Source organism: Chitinimonas sp. (assembly GCF_041904975.1).
Taxonomy (GTDB): Bacteria; Pseudomonadota; Gammaproteobacteria; order Burkholderiales; family Chitinimonadaceae; genus Chitinimonas.
Genome location: NZ_JAYRLZ010000065.1, coordinates 1 through 17,944, shown reverse-complemented (window position 1 = coordinate 17,944; position 17,944 = coordinate 1). Strand labels below are relative to the sequence as shown.

The window sequence follows — 17,944 nt, the reverse complement described above, 5'->3', positions numbered from 1 at the left end:
ACAGCCCTCTCCCAAGTACTACTACCGCCCGCACCAATGCACAGATCGCTTTGCCGCATCAGGTAAGCAAAATCCTCTACATGCCGGTGTAGATGCCAGTGTGCTTTGCCCGTAACCCGCCGCGCTAGCTCTGTCCAATGGGGGTTGTTTACTCCGGCCACAAAGTGACAGGCCAAGTCAGGGCTGTATTCCAGCGCATCCATGACCTGCGCAGTGACGCCATACAAATCACCTCCCCCAAAATTCACCAACACGCGCCCTATATCGGCGCGAATTGGCATTGGATCACCGCAAAAGGCGGGGCGAACCAGCGCGTAACGCGGACCCAGCAGCAAGGTACTTTGAGCAGGTAGTAGATCGGCATAGAGATCGGATGTTGCGGTCAGGTTGCAATCAACCAGAACATCCGCTTCATGGGACCGATTCGCCAGATCGTCGATTACCGCGACGCGTTTGACACGATCTCGTGCAGCTCGCTCGAATCCGGCATCAAGCGCATAGTGATCGACCACCAGCCAATCAAATTGCGCAAGATCGGACACCATGCCGTCAAGTTCGTCCCAATCAGCCTGCCCATCGCTTACTGTATCAATTTCAGCAAGCTCGGCACCTGCGGCCATGCCAATCACGGCAAACCCTGCCTTTTCGATGGTTGCAATTGCATGCCCAAGTGATTCGCGACAAGCAAACTGCACTGTCATGCCGCATTGCCGCAAGGCATTTGCCAAGGTAAGGCAGCGCATTACGTGGCCAGTGCCAATACGCAGAGAAGCATCAGCCCGGATCAGTACATTCATGCCGCCACATCCCCGCTGGCACGCAGCGAGGCCAACAAGCACTCAGCCCGCTGCCAGTCCTCCGGGTTGTCGATATCCTGCACCCGGTAGCGCGGCAGCAGTACCGGCAGGGTGGCTGCCGAAAATATGATATCGCCACGCAACCAGGCCTCGGTACGTCCCCAGCAGAACTGGCCGGCATCATGGTAGGCCGCCTCCAGATCTTGCGAGCGGGTATCGCGGTACTGCGGATACAGTGCATCGATGGCGCCATCCTGATTGATACGGATCGCGCGCTGTACCGGAAACGGGAAGCTGGTCACTGCAAGTGCAAAAGATTTATCAGCCCGCGCTTGCAGCGCTGCGAGACCACGGCGTAGATCTTCCGCTTGCAGCATGGGCGCGGTCGGATAAATGCACGCTACATAGTCGGGGGTAATGCTGGATTGCTGCAGCTTGGCAATGGCATGGCAAATCACCGCCGCAGTGGTGGTGTAGTCATCCGCTAGACTGGCAGGCCGTATAAAAGGGACTTCCGCACCGCAACTGCGCGCCACATTGGCGATTTCCTCATCATCGGTGCTGACAATGATGTGATCAAACACGGCGGCTCGGCGTGCAGCATCGATGCTGTAGGCCAGCAAAGGTTTGCCGAGAAAGTTGCGGATATTCTTGCGTGGTATGCGCTTGCTGCCGCCGCGCGCCGGGATAACCGCCACAAGGTATGTCAAGCGCGTTTCTCCATCAGGAACCAGAATCCGTCACCCATGGGAAACACCGGGTCGCGCTGGTAGCAAAAACCGTAGTCGATCAACTGCAAGTCGCTATAACGATCAAGCATTTCTCCAGCAAAATCACGCTTGAACAGCTTGCCGGCATGGCCGCGATAGTTCACCTCCACCGGCGTGGGGTTGTAATACTCGGCCACCAGGATATAGCGACGGCTGGCGCGATACAGCTGCTCATACGCCTGGGGCAGCAATGCTGGGTCCAGATGGATCAGTACCCCCTTGATCAGGCTGAGGTCAACTTGCTGGCGAATTGGGTAATCAAACAAGGAGCCATGCCAGACCTCGGCAATGCCCAGTTTGCTCGCCAGGGCATGCGCCTTGGCATTGAGCTCGATGCCGGTAAGCTCGCAATGCGGCAGGATCTGCCGCAGCGCTTGCAGATTGAGCCCGCGATTGGTGCCGAATTCGAGCAGGCTGTCGATACGGGCGGTATGGCTCAAGGCTTTGACAAACAGGGCGATATTGGCCGCAATTGCGGCAGGGCCGTCGTTGCGGTCCACATATTCGTCGCCAAACTCGCCCTGCCAGAATGCTTCTTGCTCGCTGATTTGCCGCATGTCCCCACCTGTCTGATCGTTGCCTGCCCTTACCTGCTCGCCTTTACAACACCGCCTGCCGCACCGCCTCGATCACCTGTACCTGCTCGTCTTCACTCATCGCCGCAAACATCGGCAAGGTAATCGCCTCGCGGTAATACTGCTCGCTCTGCGGAAAGTCGCCCCAGGCAAAACCGAGATCGCGGTAGTAGGGCTGGGTGTGTACCGGTATGTAGTGGACGTTCACCCCCACGCCGGCATTGCGTAGCTGGTAGAACACGCTGCGTCGGTCCAGCGGCTGCGGCACCCGGACCACATACAGATGCCAGGCCGACACGGCGCCAGCCTGGCGCCCTGGCAGCTGGATGCCGAGCCCGGCGAGTGCCGCATCATATTGCTGCGCCAGTTGCCGGCGCCGTGCAACAAAGCCGGCCAGCTTGCCCAGTTGCGAAAGGCCCAGCGCAGCCTGGATATCGGTAATGCGGTAATTGAACCCGAGCGCCTGTTGCTCGTAATGCCATAACTCCGGTGCGGGCTCTTCCAGCCTGGCCGGGTCGCGCACCATGCCGTGAGTGCGCAGCAGGCGTACCCGCTCGGCCACATCGGCACGGCGGGTCAGCACCGCGCCACCTTCACCGGTAGTAATGATCTTCACCGGGTGAAAGCTGAATACCGTGGCATCGGCATAGCGGCTGGCGCCCACCGGCTCGCCCAGATAGCTGGCGCCGATGGCATGCGAGGCATCTTCGATCACGGCAAAGCCATAGCGGTCGGCCAGCCGGCGGATACCGGCCATATCGCAACTCTGGCCGGCAAAAGCGACCGGCACGACGATTTTCGGCAAGGTGCCGGCAAGTTCAGCGACGGCCAACTTGGCTTCCAGTGCGGCTACGTCGAGATTCCAGGTCAGCGGGTCGATATCGACAAAGTCGACATCAGCACCGCAGTAACGCGCGCAATTGGCACTGGCCAGAAAGGTATTGGGACTGGTCCACAGACGATCGCCCGGCCCCAGGCCCAGCGCCAGGCAAGCCAGATGCAGGGCGGCGGTGGCATTGCACAGCGCCACCACATGGGGCGCGCCGGTCAATGTAGCAAGCTCTTGCTCGAAGCGCTCGACCATCGGCCCTTGGGTGATCAGATCAGCGCGCAGCACGGCCACCACCGCTGCGATGTCGCTATCGTCGATGCATTGGCGGCCGTAGGGGATCATGCGCTCACAGCTCCCGGTTTAGCGCAGCGATCTGTTCGACGCTCAGATAATGTGGATTGGTGTCGGAGCGGTATTCGAATTCCTCGCCCACCGGCCTGCCGACTTCTCCCATGCCGTCCTGCGTGTAATCGACATCGCTATCGTTGAAACGCGCCACCGGGCAGATCACGTAGTGATCATCAAACTCCAAGGTCATGCGCGCATCGTCGAGCGGAACCATCAATTCATGCAGTTTCTCGCCTGCGCGGATGCCCACCACCCGATGCGGCAGATGCGGCGCCATCGCCCTTGCCAAATCCGTCACCAGGATGGATGGAATCTTCGGAATGAACAACTCGCCGCCACGCATCCGGGCAAAGCCCTTGATGACGAAGTCCACCCCATGATCCAGCGTGATCCAGAAGCGCGTCATCCGTACATCAGTGATAGGCAAATCACGCGCGCCATCGTCGATCAGCTTCTGGAAAAACGGCACCACCGAACCGCGCGAGCCGACCACATTGCCATAGCGCACCACGGCAAAGCGGGTTTTGTGGCCGCCGGCAATATTGTTGCCGGCAACAAACAGCTTGTCCGACAGCAGTTTGGTAGCGCCATACAGATTGATCGGACTGGCTGCCTTGTCAGTGGAAAGCGCAATCACCCGGTGCACACCGTTTTCGATGGCCGCCTTGACCACGTTTTCGGCGCCACCCACATTGGTGCGGATGCACTCGGTCGGGTTGTATTCGGCTGCCACCACATGCTTGAGCGCGGCGGCATGCACCACATAATCCACACCACGCATCGCCTGCGACAGCCGCTCACCATCGCGCACATCGCCCAGGAAATAGCGCATGCACGGGGCGTTGAAGCTTTGCTGCATCTCGAACTGCTTGAGCTCATCGCGGGAGAACACCACCACCCGCGCGGGCCGGTAATGCTTGAGAACGGTAGCAATGAAACGGCGACCAAATGAGCCGGTACCGCCGGTAATCAGGATGGACTTATCGTTGAACACGCATTCCCCCTTGTGCCGCATGATTGCAGCGCTGTCGACCTAATCCTAAACACGGATTCAACCCGCAAGCCAGCGCTATCGCAGCAAAGCTGCCCAGCCAGCCAAAACTGTGTCAAGCACACCATATGCCAGCCATACAGACGTACATCGGCTAGTGAGCACTGACAGATTCGCATAAGCTTGAACGCAACAAGCCCGGGGAGTCGTAGAACGAAGCACGCAACACAGCGATGGCGCGGCGCACCAGCAATGGCGGGGTGCAGGGGTGGGATGAAGCAGCGAGACATCACTGACAAACTGACATTTGCAAGCACCGCGGTTTTCCCGGAGCCTGCCTTGCTGCCTGATGTCGTGATTCGTTCAGCGCTTTCCTGGCGATATGCAGCTCAGCCTTTCATTACCTAAGCGGGAGCAAGCACTCATGCAGAAAACCTATGCTCAATTATTCGCCGAGCACACTGGTCACCCCGCCCATAAATGGGAATGGTATTTCGATATCTATGATCGGCATTTGAGCCGATTTCGCGGCAAGGCGCCACGCGTATTGGAAATCGGTGTCTGGCAAGGTGGCTCGCTGGAAATTTGGGAGCGCTATTTTGGCGAGGGCTGCCGGTTGACCGGCATCGATATCAATCCGGTATGCCTGCGCAATGCCAGCGACACCATCGATATACATATAGGCGACCAGGGTGACCCGATGTTTTGGGATACCTTTCTGTTTGATCGTGAATTCGACATCATCCTCGATGATGGCTCGCATCAAAGCAGCGATATGGTTACCACCTTGCTGCACTGCTGGCCGAGCCTGGCTGCTGGTGGTGTATTGCTGTTCGAAGACGTGCATGCGTGTTACCTGGAAGCCGAAGATAGCCAGAATATTTTTTCAACAACTTGCAACAGGATGATCGACGATTTGTATCATTTCTGGCCGCGCGACAAAAAACCACAGCAAACGCTATTCTCCAGCACGCTGGAAAGCATTACATTTCACGACTCAATTACCGTGCTTGAAAAGACGCTAAAAACCAAACCGAAGCATGTGAAAATGGCATTATGCGCCGGTAGCGAACCGGTCAGCCCGAGCTTGCAGGCAGCACGCGAGTTATACCTGGAGTGGAAAACCACTCAGATGCCGCCATCCGAGCCTGCTCAACAAAGGCAACCCTGAATCATTTCCAGTTTCACGAAATGCCCCAAGCCGTAACATGATGAATCCCAAATACAGCAGCAGGCAATCCATGTCAAAAAATACCGGCAGGAATGACCCTTGTCCTTGCGGAAGTCAGCGAAAATTCAAGCATTGCTGTGGCAGCAATAACAAGCAAGGCGGATTGGTGCCGACCAACGAGATACAGACACTGATGAAGCGGGAGCAATGGGATGCGGCCGCAACACTGTGTCAAAACCAATTGCAATCCAATCCGGACGATCTGACACTGCTGCACGCACTAGCCTCGATCGAACTCAAGCGCGCACGATATGATCAGGCTATCGAGCTTGAAACGCGCTGCCTGAGCCTGAACCCCAAGGATTTTCATGCGCATTATAATATCGGTATTTTGTATCAAAGACTGAACAAGCCTCGACAGGCCATTGAGCACTATCAACAGGCCATTGCAATCAAGCCGGACTATGCCGATGCCTACTGCAATATGGGCGCCACCTTGATGGAACTTGGTCAGGTAAATGAGGGCCTTGCGGCAGCCAGAAAAGCGGTGGCACTAGAACCCGATGCTGCAATCTTTCGTTTCAATCTTGGATTTGCACTCGGAAAATTACGGCGACTGGATGAGAGCATCGAATGCTATCGGGCGGCCATCAAACTGGACCCAAGCAACTCCAGTTTCTACAATAACCTTGGCGAGGCCTTATCAAACAAGGGCGAGTGGGCCCTGGCCGAGCAAGAAATACGTAGTGCCATTTCACTCAATAGTCGAAATGCGGATGCATATAACAATCTTGGCAACACGCTCCACTTGCTTGGACGTAGTGATGAGGCATGCGAGGCTTTTGAAACTGCGCTCGGACTCGACCCGAAGATGCCTGGAGTACAAGCCAATCTCGCCTCCATGTTTCTACAGCTGGGTCGTCTTGGTGAAGCAATTGCCGGCATGCGGGCCAATCGAGACAATCATCCCGCTGAACTCCCCGCCTATTCGAATCTATTTTATGCGATGGTGTTCGACCCAACAGTCAACACCGAAGCCTGGCGGGCAGAGCAGGCCTTGTTATGGAAAAATATCGAGCAAGCGCTGCAAAAACACCGAAAGCCACACCGAAACCCACCTGACCCGGAAAGAAAGCTAAGAATTGCTTATATTTCGCCCGATTTCCGAAATCATGCGGTTGCCCGATTTGCCGAACCTTTTCTGGAGCGACATGACAAACAACAATTCGAAATATTCTGCTATTACAACAGCACAGATCATGATCAATACACCCGGCGTATAAGGTCAATGTCGGATGGCTGGGTCGAAACTTCAGGCCTGAACGATATTCAGCTAGCCGAGTGCATCCGTATTCAGAAGATCGACATACTGATCGATCTCGCCGGGCATACTGCCAATCACCGTCTGCAAGCAATGGCGATGAAGCCTTGCCCGATTCAGGCAACCTTTATCGGCTACCCGGGTTCAACCTGGCTCAAGGCAATCGACTATCGCATTACCGATCAATTGGCTGATCCGCCCGGCAGCGAGGCCTACTATTCGGAGACCCTGCTACGCCTGACGCAAAGCTTGTGGTGCTATCGGCCCAATCCTGATGCTCCCGAGGTCAATGCATCACCGATTGAACACAATGGTTATCTGACGCTGGGCTCGATGAACAATGTAAACAAGATCGAGGATAGCAGCCTCACCCTGTGGGCCAAGCTGCTGCACGCCCTGCCGGATGCGCGCCTGGTGATGGCCACCATTCCGGAAGGGAGGCCGCGCCAGGTCATTCTTGACGCCTTTGCCACCAAGGGCATCGGTGCCCAGCGGATTCGCTTCTTCGGCAAGCTGAGTACGCCGGATTTTCTCAAGGTGTTTCACGAAATCGATATCGCGCTGGATCCGCTCACCGTCAACGGAGCCACCACTACCTGCGAAGCCCTGTGGATGGGCGTTCCCACACTGTCGCTGGTTGGCAACCGATTCTTGTCGCGAGCCGGTTTAAGCATTCTCGACAGCGCCGGCCTGCGCGAATTTGCCTGTGATAGCGATACGGCGGCGATTGCCTTGGTTGAGCGCTATGCGCGCAATCCGGCGGCACTGGCCGACTTGCGGCAAACGCTCAGGCAGCGCCTGGCACAATCTGCCCTGATGGATGAGGTCGGCTATACCCGCAAATTGGAAGCGCTGTACCGGGAAATCTGGCGGAGCTGGTGTGCAGCCCAAGCAAGCGGGCAGTCATAAGAGACAGGCGCATAAACTGGCTCGCCCTGCCCTGCTTGATCAGGCAAACCGCGCGGCGACCAATCCATTGCCGCCGGCTTGCCAGTTAAACCCGGTCCAGAAAGCTGATATGGGCGTCAAACTCGCCGCGCTCACCAAACGCTACTGACAGCGACTGCCACATCGCCAGCGACTTGGCCTGCCAGCTCACACCAGCCTGATCGCTCAACCACAGGTATGACGGGGTTTCCAGCGCGTCGTTGATCAGCAAGTGCTTTCCGCTCGCAAGAAGGCTGCGCCACAGCGCCGCATAGCCCTTCGGATTGCCGACCATCTCGTACACATAGCCCTGATCACCGGCCCATCCCAGCAAGGCATAGCAATCGCCGCCGCCTGCCAGCCAGCGATGTATATGCAAATCCGCAGCCGGCAAAGGCAGGGTGAGATAGTCAATCGGATTACGCATAATCCGGCTCGGCAAGTAGGCCGTTCGTATGGCCTCCATCTCGCCGGCAAGACTTGCGTCCATCGCCCTCACCGTCACCGTGGGCTCGGCCGGAGCCTGCCTGGCCGGCAGTTCAGCGACCACACTGCTATCACGCGGCGCCCAGCCCTGCCTTGCATAAAACCCGCTCTGGCTGGCCCACAGCACGGCGAAGTCGTAGCCATCATCAGTAAGCTGCGCAGAAAATGCCTGCAGCAAGGTGCTGGCATATTGCTGCTGCCGCAATGCCGGTGGCGTATACACCGCGCCTATCATGGCGCCGCGCCACACGCGGCCGCGCTCATGCCACAGAACTGTCTTGCAGCAAAGGGAAGAGAGCAGCGAATCGGCGCTTGCCAGCACATACATTCCACCGTAGCCATCTGCCGCGAACATGGCCGGATAGCGCTGCAGCAGCGATAGCTTGCGCCCCTTGCCGAACACGAACTGCTGGTCAAGCTCGGGTAACTGGGCAGCCAGCTCGGACGCCGTCGCGCGACGCAAGCCGATCGACATCACCAACCTGCCTGAATGCAGCGAACGATACGCTCGCAATCATCACCGCTAAGCCACCAGCCACAGGGAATGCTCAGATTCTCGCCATCGAATTGCGTCACACCGGGAAGATCGGCAACGGCAGGTGCAAAGCAGCGGTAACAGTCGCCACGTATATGCAGGCGCTGTGCGCCTATGCCTGCCGCAACCAGCTTGGCCACGAGTGCCTCGCGCCGCTCCACCCGCAGCGAATAAGTCCACCAGGCGGAGCGACTATCTGCCTGCTGCACCAACAGTTGCACGCCTGGACAATTTGCCAGCATTTGCTGGTAGTAGCCGGCATGTTCAGCATATTTGGCCAGCAAACCATCCATATGCGGCAATACTTGCCGGCCCAGCGCCGCCGCCAACTCATTCATCGGCATATTGAAGCCGGCCAACGGTATATCCAGCGCCGGATCGAGATCGCCCGAGGGCAAGCGCAAGCCGGCGTAATCAATGCCGAAACGCCGCAAGCGCCGCGCCGCTAGCAGATCTGCGGGCTTTCGAGCCAGCAAGGCAGCGCCTTCACCGCAGCTAAGGTGCTTGGTTGCATAAAACGAGTAAACGGTGAAATCCGCTTCGCTCCCCAGATAGCGCCCGGCGAGCTGCGCGCCCCAAGCTTCGCTGGCATCTTGCACCAGCGCCACACCATGCTGCGTCGCCGATGCGGCAATAGCGGCGACATTGCCGACATTGCCTGACCAGTGATACAGCAATACGGCACGGGTTCGGCTGCTATACAGCGCATTCAGTTTTGCGACATCAATCATGCCGCTGGCCGGGTCGATGTCTGCCCATACCGGCCGGGCAAACAGATTGGCGATCGGCATCAGGCTGGCGGCACAGGCCAGGGGCGAGGTAATCACCTCATCACCGGGCCGCACGCCGGCCTGGTAGAGCGCCAGGGTGAGCGCCGCCGACGCGTCGCTGATTGCCACCACATCCTGCACACCCAGCCACTGCGCCAGCTCACCCTCAAACGCCGCCACCTGCGGGCCGGTAGCCAAGCGCCCGCTGGCCAGCACCTGCTCCAGCACAGTGCCCGCACCCGGCGGGGTATAGACTTTGAATAGCGGGATGGATACCGACATCGATTCACCAGCCTGCGCGAATCACATCAACCATGTATTCACGTTCCGCATCACCGACCCACCAGCCGCAGGGAATATGAATCATTCGGGAATAAAACTGATCGAGGCCAGGTAACTCCGTCCGGCTATCGGAAAATACCGAATGCCAGTCATTGCGCTTGTGCGCCATCGAGCTGGCAATGCCGTGCTCGGCAAGGTGGCGAATAAAACCTTCGCGATTCTCCACCAGCACGGTATAAAACCAATACGATGGCTCGGCAACTGCCTCGAATACGCACGTTTGCAAGTCAGTTATTCCCGACAAATGCGTATCGAAATATCGACCATTGGCAATATGCCGATCGATCACCGGTCGGATAAAATCAAGCTGAGTCAGGCCAATCGTCGCCGTGACATTATTCATATGGTATTTATAGCCGACCGATGCCACATCCACTTCAGTACGCGGCGCAGCGCGGTCGATACCAAACCAGCGGAATTTACGCCCTGCTGCCAAAATTGCATCGGCATTTTGCATATTGCAAGCCAGCATGCCGCCATCCACCGTCGTCATATGCTTGATTGCCTGCAGCGAAAACATCACATAGTCGCCATGGCTGCCAATCGGTGCACCGGCATAGCGCGCACCAAGCGCATGCGCCGCATCTTCAATCACCACGATATCGTCCGCAGCGGCCAATGCCCTGATGGCCGCCAATGGTGCCGGCACTCCACCGTAATGCACCACCAGGATGGCACGCGTAGCCGGGCTTATACACCTGCCAATGGCCAGCGGATCGATATTGCCATTCGCCGGGTCAATATCTGCCCATACTACTTTGGCACCCGCATGCAAAATCGCCATATTGCTCGGCTCTGCAGTCATTGCAGTGGAGATCACCTCATCGCCTGGCTGCACACCAGCCAGGACCAAGGCGGCATGCAAAGCCGCAGTGCCACTGTAAAATGACAGCACATTGCCGCTTCCCACCAGGCTGCCGAATCGCCGCTCGAATTGCAGAACCGGCTCGCCTTCGGAGATCTGTCCGCTATACAGTACCTGCTCAAGCGCCGGCAAAAGTCTTTCGCGCGGCGGCATGAATACCTTGAACAGCGGAATGTCGAATTGCTTTCTCATACCAGGCAGTCATGTCCCCTGTAAAACTGTCGTGCAGTCGGCCCGGTAACGCCAACGGATTCAATCATTCCGTCATGAGCGTTTGCACATCAAATGGCGTGCCAAATCTGACGATCTGTCCATAAACACCGGAAAGCCACTGCACCTGGCATGCCGTCAATCAAGCCAGATGCAGTCGATTCGCTAATCGATCACCAATTCACCAGCCTTGCGCGCAACGCCCCACAAAATGAAGTTATCACGGATAGCATGGGCATATTCAAAACCCGCTTCTTTCAATACCCGCTTCAGGCGCGTTGCTGTAAAGGCCGTTTTATGCAGGGCAAAGATCTTTTTATCGGCAAAGGTGATCCGGTGGCCATACACGCAATCCATCGGCCATACCGGGCCGCAGGGTGACATATAGGCCGTCTCTTCCAGGCCATCATTGACGATCATTTCTGCTGCATCCTGGATATCGGGCATGGTGACCAGGGCAATACCGCCAGGCTTGAGCACACGATGAAATTCACCAAGCGCCTCCGGCACCTCTTGCGGAAACAGATGCTCCAGATTATGGCTGGAATAGATTGCGTCATAGGAGCAATCGGCAATCATCGGCATTTCGGTAATCGACGAAATGATTTCCGGCTTGCAATCGGGGTCGATATCGAGCCTTACCTCGCGAAAACCGGTAACGCGGAAAAAGCTATATAGCGAAGTCGGGCTTGGGGCGCCGCAGCCTACATGCAAGACCTGTTTCATAATGCACTCTCCTCCAGCGAAGCCATCTCATTCCTGGCACACCAATCTTCCCATGCCTCGATCAGGCCGGCCTCCAGATCCCGGGTAACCAACTCGGCATCCATCAAGGGCGATGCCTGCATGGCAGCACGCAAACCCGCTCGCACCTTAGCCAGCGCCGGCAAATCACGCGCGAAACGCTCGGCAATCTCGACATATTCTTCGGCACTATTGGCGATGAATTCCGGCACGCCTGCATTGGTATTCATGCTGACGCCCATGCGCTGGATAGGCTTGACACCAGCCAGCGTCAGAACCGGCACGCCCATCCACAAGGAATGCGCAGTCGTCGTGCCACCGTTATAGGGGAAGGGATCCAGCGCAATATCGATTTCATTGTGAAATGCCAAAAAATCCTTCATCGGCTTGCTGCCAAACAAGCGCAGCTGTTCCATCGGGAAGCCACAAGCCTTGAATACCCGCTTGACCTTTTCATTCAGGGTCTCGTCGGCATCCTTGCCGCCGGTATACATATATAATACCGACCCAGGAACAGCCGATACCAATTTACCCCACAACTCGATCACCTGGGTATTGATCTTGCCGAAAGCATTGAAAGACGCAAAGGTCAAATAGCCATTTTTGCTGGCCGGCAGCGGCCCGACTTCAATATCACGGCCAATATCCGCCGGCACATAGCACCAGCCTGAATGAGCAAGGCGCAGCAGTTTTTCCGAATGCAAGGCCTCAGTCATGCCCGGCGGGTCCATATAGGGATCGGATATCCGGTAATCAATAGCCGACAAACCGGTGGTGGTCGGCATGCCTATCCAGGTCATCTGTACCGGTGCCGGCTTTGCAGCAAAGGTAAACAGGCGGTTATACGCCGTGTGATTTGACAGATCGATCAGGATATCAATTTGATCGATTTTGATCATTTCGATTACCGCCTTGTCCGGCATATCGGCAATCCAGCGCCAATGATCCGCCTTGGCCATGATGCGCTGGGTTACCGAGTCTACATGGCCAAGATTGGCATAGCAGTACACCTCGAAGCGTTGCTTGTCATGATTACAGATAATGGGTTCAGCAAAAAAGCCGACCGAATGCTGGCGGAAATCGCCTGAAACATAACCAATACGCAGTTTCCGGCCCGGTTCGCGCGAGTTAGGGAACTGGAACTGGTCATCGCGCAAATGGCGGGTGAATTGCGCGTCCCAATTCTTGTAGTGCTCGGCCAATTCTGCCGGTGTCAGGGTTACATCGTAATTCATGCAGAACAGCACCCCGGACGATGAACCGGGGTCGGACGGACTATTGGCCATGATTTCGCGATAGACCTCCATGGCGCCAGCAATATCGCCGCGCTTGAGGCGCAGCGAGGCCTTGCTCATCCACAGACCCAGCTCCATCGGTGCCAGTTCGAACCCTCGCTCCAGCACATTGGCCGCATCATCGAACGCCTCCATCTCGATCAACAAGGAGGCGAGCATCGGGTACAACGGTACCCAGTCCGGTTTTGACTGCATGGCCTGCTCATACAGTTCGCGCGCCTTGACCTTGTCTTGCCGACGACGATACAGATTGGCCAAGCCCTGCAAGGCTTCTGCATGCTCGGCATTGATGGCCAGACAGTCCTTGAAGGCCTTCTCCGCCTTGTCCAGCTGGTTTTGCGCCATCATCGCCACACCGAAATAGCAGTGGATATCCGACTGATTCGGGTCGATCTTGATGGCGCGGTTGTAGTAGACGGCCGCTTCCGCCGGTCTGCCCATTCGCTCCAGCGTCAGGCCCAGGTTGACGCATACGCCGATATCGTTCGGATCGATGGCATAGGCGCGCTTGAAAAACGTGAGCGCGCCGTGCAATTCCCAGCGCAACTGGCAGGCCACGCCAAGATTGAGCAACACTCCTTTGTCTTGCGGGGTCAATTCTGCCACCCGCTCCAGCAAGGGTCGTCCGTGCTCGGCATCGCCGGTGCGCAAATAGGCAACCGCGAGATTGTTGAGTAACTCCAGATCATCAGGAAACACGTCTTTCAGTTCCTGATAGAGCGGCAAGGCAGCTGCGTACTTTTCCTGGGCAATAAGCGCATTGGCCAAACCGTAGCGAGCCAGATCAAGCGGAACCCGACTGTCAGGCTGGGCAGCGCTCAATGCAATGGCGCGACGGAAGTACTTTTCGGCTTCTTCATGGCGTTCTGCCAAGGCCTCGTTTGCCGCAAAGTTGTAAGCAATTTCCGGATCGGCCGGCGCCACCTTGACCGCATCAAGAAATACCCGCCGCGCCACCTTGTAATCGCGCACCATCTTGAGTGCCAAGGCAAACTGATTGGCGATTCGCGCATTGCCCGGCTCCAGCAAATGCGCCATACGCAGAGATTCTATAGCCTCGCCATACTGGCCCAGCCCCAGGCGGCACATACCGAACAGGAAAACCGCTTCCGCATCGAACGGTGCCACAGCCAAGCGGCCAATGACGTGATCCTGCGCCGTGACAGCATCATTCTCTTCCAGCGCGACAATCGCATCGGCCCGCCATTGCGGCATTGCTGCCAATTTAGCCTGATCTATCACTGTGCACCTCCAGTTACCGTTTGCGCTGCAATGCGGCTCTGCAAATCAGCCACAGCATCTGCCAGGTGCGGCGCTTGCGCCAGAACCTCGGCAAACAATCGTCCAGCCTCATCACTGCGCCCGGACTGCAGCAGGATGGCTGCCAGGTTTGCCTTTGCCTCGGCATAGTCGGGCTGAACCGACAAGGCCCGCCGAAATGCTGCTTCTGCCTTATCGGCCTTGCTTTGCATCGAATAGGACAAACCGAGGTTATTCATGACATCGGCACGCGTCGGGGCCAATTCCAGCAGGCGCTCGTACTGGGTAATCGCCGCAGCATCGTTCTCCACCAGCAAAAGATTGCCGTATTCAAAACGCGCTTCAACAAAGCCGGGAACCAAGGCGACTGCACGGCGAAGATCATTGCGCGCGGCTGCAACATCGCCCATTCCCCGCGCGGCCAGGCCGCGCCAGTAATAGGCTTTGGCATTATCCGGAGTGTGAGAAAGTACCGTGTCGGCCAGATGCACCAGCGATTGCCAGCTTTGTTGCGCCGCGTATACACCAGCCAGTGCGTCACGCGACATATCGGCAACACCATCTATGTCGGAAAGGGCTTCCAGGCATTGCTGTGCCAATGCCCACGCGCCTTGGGCGGCAGCAGCCAAACCTCGGAAATACAAGGCGTTTGGATGCCCTGGATATTTTTCCAGGATTTTCTGGCACAGCATTTCAACGTTGGCGTATTCACCTTCACTATGGCGAAGGGCAATCAAGCCAAGCATCTGTTCGAGGGTTAATGAAGTCTGCTGGCTTTCTGCTGCTGGATCGCTCATGAACTCCCTCCATTATTGTGGCAAGCCAACTCTAGGCTAAGCCAGCAGGAGGAGCAAACGCCATGCCCGGTTTACGGAAAATGGGACGCCATTCAGCGGCTAAATTGGTACACAGTCCGCCAGCGAGCGGCAAGATATGCCGAAGAACGGCAAAAAAAACCGCCGCAAAAGCGACGGTTTTCTGATTTGCCAGAACAGGCAATCGAATAGGGGTATGGCTACCAGATCTTGCCCAGTGCCGCCGCAGTGAGAGCATTGCGTGTCACGCCAAAATTGGCGCAAGTGCGCATTGCATTCACAGCAGCTGCAGGCGTGGTGTAGGTCGCATTGGTAAATCCACTTACATTGCCCATGCTCGCGGTCAGAATGGTCGAAACCGACACCGGTTGAGCAAAGGTGGTGTAGGTGGATTGCGCAGCCACCGTGCTTTGATTGGCTACCAGATTCCCGGTTACGCCACCGTTCCAGTAGTCCGAGCTGATGGTATAGCCTGTCGTAGCCGTACCGGTACCCGCGGTATACGAAACACCGGCATTGGTGCTGGCCCAATTCACCGGGCGTGCCGCATTGACGCCGAATTTCAGGTTATTGCCAGCATCCAGACTGACCTGGAAGAACACATCACAAGTCACGCGTGGAGAAGATGTGGCAGTTCCGAGCGCAACCACTTCCTGACGCTGGAACATCTGAGCCGCCGATGTGCTGCCCAACGCATATGAAAACGTTGCCGAACCTGCCAAGCCAGTGGTGTAAGGCGTAAACAGCGGATCGGTATTGGACCAAGCCACAGCCACTACCGAAGCACTACCAGCACCACCGACATTCGTGACGTCCTTGTTCGGGATAACCGGAGTGGCATAGGAGAAGTTCAACCCGGCGGCGCCAACCGCAACCTCCAGCAACAAGGTGCCGTCTGTGCTGGTGGGGCCTGCAGGCACCATGGCCACATACAGCGTCGGACTCACGCTCGCAGCCCACACACCGGCATGAGTGAAACTTGCGGCGCTAACGCCCACACTGGCCGCCATCAACCCAGCACCAGCCGCCGTTGCCATTAACAAATGCTTGTTCATCATGATTACTCCTTACGTAAGTACTGATCGATTGGCTAGCCAGACAACCTGTTGGAAGGCGCTGTTAATGAAGGGATCCGCTTCCCGCGCATTCGGATGGCTGTCACTCCTTGTTATCGGAACGTGGCCATGAAACTTTAGTAGCCCGCGACAAATTAGCAAGCAATGATCAAAAGCAATTACTGCGCCATTTTTTTACGCCTGTCGGCCAGCTTGCATTTGCGTGCCTGACCTGATGAATATCGGTTATTCGCAACAGTAACTTGAGATGCTTGGCGGGATGTGCGTCACCCAGTTAGAGTTGCTGGCATGCCAACCACCTGCTGAGCAACCATGAGCGATAGTGCGCTAACACACGAGACGGCCGGTACGACGGATGAGGCGATAGCGGCGATGATGCCGCGACTTGAGGCAGCCATTGCAGTTAGCGTTGCCGGAAAACTGGAAGAGGCCGATCAGCAGCTGCGCCTGCTGCTTTCCGAGCAACCAGACAATCTTTACATCCTCAACGCACTAGGCAGCAATAGCGCACGCTTGGGCAAAATCAGCGAAGCGGCTCATTTTCTTGAGCTTGTCGTCAGCCGCGATCCAAAAAACGCCGGAGCGCACAATAATCTTGGTAATCTTCACAAAATTGCCGGTAATCGGGACGCCGCAATTGCCAGCTATAGCCGCTCGATCGAATTGCAACCCGGCTATGCCGAGGCCCATTACAACCTGGGCATTTCGCTTGCGGAAGCCGGTAGGCGCGATGAAGCGATCGAGAGTTACGAGCGCGCCCTGATGTTCAATCCGGCCTATCCGGAAGCGCACAACAATCTGGCAACGCTGATGCTGGAAAGAGGCGATTTCGAGCAAGCCACCACGCATTTCCGCCAGGCCTTGATCTGGAACCCGGATTTGCCGCAAGCAACGCTCAATCTCGCCTTTTCCCTGACCCGCCTGGGCGAGTTTGCCGAATCCAACGAAATCTATCAGGGCCTGCTTGCAGCCAACCCCCGAGACATCGACGTCCAGAAGAGCTTTGCCGTTGCTTTGGCGCAACAAGGGCGGCACGAAGAAGCGCTTGCCATGCTGGAGCAGGTGGTAGCGGATCAGCCGGACTCGGCGGATGCCTGGGCCAATCTCGGCTCCATTTATCATATGTCGCGGCGCTTTGAGGATGCGGTTCGTTGCTTCGATGAAACACTGCGACTCAGGCCTCTGGGTACGTCGCCGGTTCATCAGCTGATCGGCAACAGCCTGCTCGAGCAAGGTGCAGTCGATGAGTCGCTGGAACGCTTTCAGCATGCAGCGATGCTTAATCCCCAAGCTGCAACTGCAAACGGCAATTACGCCAACACCCTGCGTGCCACCGGCAGAATTGCCGAGGCGGTCAAGTCACTGAAGAAGTGCGCAGAAGCCGCACCAGACAATGCCGAGCTGCTCAGCAACCTGATCTACACCCTGCATTTCGATCCACAGCGCACACCTGCAGAACGCTTCGAAGCCGCCAGGCTTTGGGCCAAGCGATTTGAAAACACCGAAACCGAAGCAGTCCCGCACATCATCGCTACCGAGCAACGCGACCGGCCGATCCGCGTCGGACTGGTATCGGGCGACCTGCGCGATCATTCCGTCGCCTACTTCCTGCGCCCCTTGCTGGAGAACCACGAGCGCGGGCAAATATCGCTGTTTGCTTACAACACGTCGCTAGCCCCGCTTGATGCGGTGTCACATCGATTCAAGGAACAAGTCGAGCACTGGCGCGAGATTGGTGCATTGTCAGACCCGGTCGCCATCGACATGATCCGGCGCGACAGCGTCGATATCCTGATAGACCTGTCAGTTCATAC

General features: G+C 56.9%; 15 protein-coding genes. 3 read left to right on the top strand and 12 right to left on the bottom strand.

Annotated features, from left to right (window positions below; all coding sequences use genetic code 11):
• From pseG to pseB, 5 genes are all read right to left on the bottom strand, one after another.
• Positions 1 to 797: UDP-2,4-diacetamido-2,4,6-trideoxy-beta-L-altropyranose hydrolase (gene pseG, locus ACE3OH_RS08510; RefSeq protein WP_374350818.1), on the bottom strand; the 797-nt coding region annotated here is incomplete at its 3' end.
• Positions 794 to 1,507, bottom strand: coding sequence for a pseudaminic acid cytidylyltransferase (pseF, locus tag ACE3OH_RS08505; RefSeq protein WP_374350815.1), 714 nt, complete (start codon positions 1,505 to 1,507; stop codon positions 794 to 796). The genes pseG and pseF, both read right to left, overlap by 4 nt.
• Complete coding sequence (locus ACE3OH_RS08500) at positions 1,504 to 2,124, bottom strand: pseudaminic acid biosynthesis-associated methylase (RefSeq protein WP_374350812.1); 621 nt, start codon at positions 2,122 to 2,124, stop codon at positions 1,504 to 1,506. Before ACE3OH_RS08500 ends, pseF begins: the two co-directional genes overlap by 4 nt.
• A 43-nt stretch (positions 2,125 to 2,167) precedes the next feature.
• On the bottom strand, positions 2,168 to 3,316 hold the full coding sequence (gene pseC, locus ACE3OH_RS08495) for a UDP-4-amino-4,6-dideoxy-N-acetyl-beta-L-altrosamine transaminase (protein ID WP_374350810.1): 1,149 nt from the start codon (positions 3,314 to 3,316) through the stop codon (positions 2,168 to 2,170).
• A gap of 4 nt (positions 3,317 to 3,320) precedes the next feature.
• Positions 3,321 to 4,316, bottom strand: a complete 996-nt coding sequence (gene pseB, locus ACE3OH_RS08490; RefSeq protein WP_374350807.1) for a UDP-N-acetylglucosamine 4,6-dehydratase (inverting) — start codon at positions 4,314 to 4,316, stop codon at positions 3,321 to 3,323.
• A gap of 379 nt (positions 4,317 to 4,695) precedes the next feature.
• Here pseB and ACE3OH_RS08485 point away from each other — a divergent pair, with 379 nt between their 5' ends.
• Both ACE3OH_RS08485 and ACE3OH_RS08480 read left to right on the top strand, forming a co-directional pair.
• Positions 4,696 to 5,484 carry a class I SAM-dependent methyltransferase gene (locus tag ACE3OH_RS08485; protein ID WP_374350805.1) on the top strand — a complete coding sequence of 263 codons (789 nt, stop codon included), beginning with the start codon at positions 4,696 to 4,698 and terminating at the stop codon, positions 5,482 to 5,484.
• Positions 5,485 to 5,554: 70 nt separating this feature from the next.
• The gene (locus ACE3OH_RS08480; protein WP_374350802.1) at positions 5,555 to 7,714 is read left to right on the top strand and encodes a tetratricopeptide repeat protein; all 2,160 of its coding nucleotides are present in this window, start codon (positions 5,555 to 5,557) and stop codon (positions 7,712 to 7,714) included.
• Between the two features lie 85 nt (positions 7,715 to 7,799).
• Here ACE3OH_RS08480 and ACE3OH_RS08475 read toward each other — a convergent pair whose 3' ends face one another.
• The 7 genes from ACE3OH_RS08475 to ACE3OH_RS08445 all read right to left on the bottom strand — a co-directional run bounded on the left by ACE3OH_RS08475 (position 7,800) and on the right by ACE3OH_RS08445 (position 16,109).
• Positions 7,800 to 8,693 (bottom strand): GNAT family N-acetyltransferase, encoded by an 894-nt coding sequence (locus ACE3OH_RS08475; RefSeq protein WP_374350800.1) that lies wholly within the window; start codon positions 8,691 to 8,693, stop codon positions 7,800 to 7,802.
• Positions 8,693 to 9,805 carry a DegT/DnrJ/EryC1/StrS family aminotransferase gene (locus tag ACE3OH_RS08470; RefSeq protein WP_374350797.1) on the bottom strand — a complete coding sequence of 371 codons (1,113 nt, stop codon included), beginning with the start codon at positions 9,803 to 9,805 and terminating at the stop codon, positions 8,693 to 8,695. Before ACE3OH_RS08470 ends, ACE3OH_RS08475 begins: the two co-directional genes overlap by 1 nt.
• Positions 9,806 to 9,809: 4 nt before the next feature.
• Complete coding sequence (locus ACE3OH_RS08465) at positions 9,810 to 10,922, bottom strand: DegT/DnrJ/EryC1/StrS family aminotransferase (protein WP_374350794.1); 1,113 nt, start codon at positions 10,920 to 10,922, stop codon at positions 9,810 to 9,812.
• 183 nt (positions 10,923 to 11,105) lie between these two features.
• Entirely contained in the window at positions 11,106 to 11,666 is a 561-nt protein-coding gene (locus tag ACE3OH_RS08460; RefSeq protein ID WP_374350790.1) for a methyltransferase domain-containing protein, read from the bottom strand.
• Positions 11,663 to 14,221 carry a tetratricopeptide repeat protein gene (locus ACE3OH_RS08455; protein ID WP_374350784.1) on the bottom strand — a complete coding sequence of 853 codons (2,559 nt, stop codon included), beginning with the start codon at positions 14,219 to 14,221 and terminating at the stop codon, positions 11,663 to 11,665. Before ACE3OH_RS08455 ends, ACE3OH_RS08460 begins: the two co-directional genes overlap by 4 nt.
• Positions 14,218 to 15,036: a tetratricopeptide repeat protein gene (locus tag ACE3OH_RS08450; RefSeq protein WP_374350781.1), complete on the bottom strand. Its 819-nt coding sequence runs from the start codon at positions 15,034 to 15,036 to the stop codon at positions 14,218 to 14,220. The genes ACE3OH_RS08455 and ACE3OH_RS08450 overlap by 4 nt, the downstream gene beginning before the upstream one ends.
• Before the next feature lie 218 nt (positions 15,037 to 15,254).
• Complete coding sequence (locus ACE3OH_RS08445) at positions 15,255 to 16,109, bottom strand: hypothetical protein (protein WP_374350779.1); 855 nt, start codon at positions 16,107 to 16,109, stop codon at positions 15,255 to 15,257.
• Positions 16,110 to 16,442: 333 nt separating this feature from the next.
• On the opposite strand from ACE3OH_RS08445, the gene ACE3OH_RS08440 reads away from it, so the two are divergent.
• Positions 16,443 to 17,944: tetratricopeptide repeat protein (locus tag ACE3OH_RS08440; RefSeq protein WP_374350777.1), on the top strand; the 1,502-nt coding region annotated here is incomplete at its 3' end.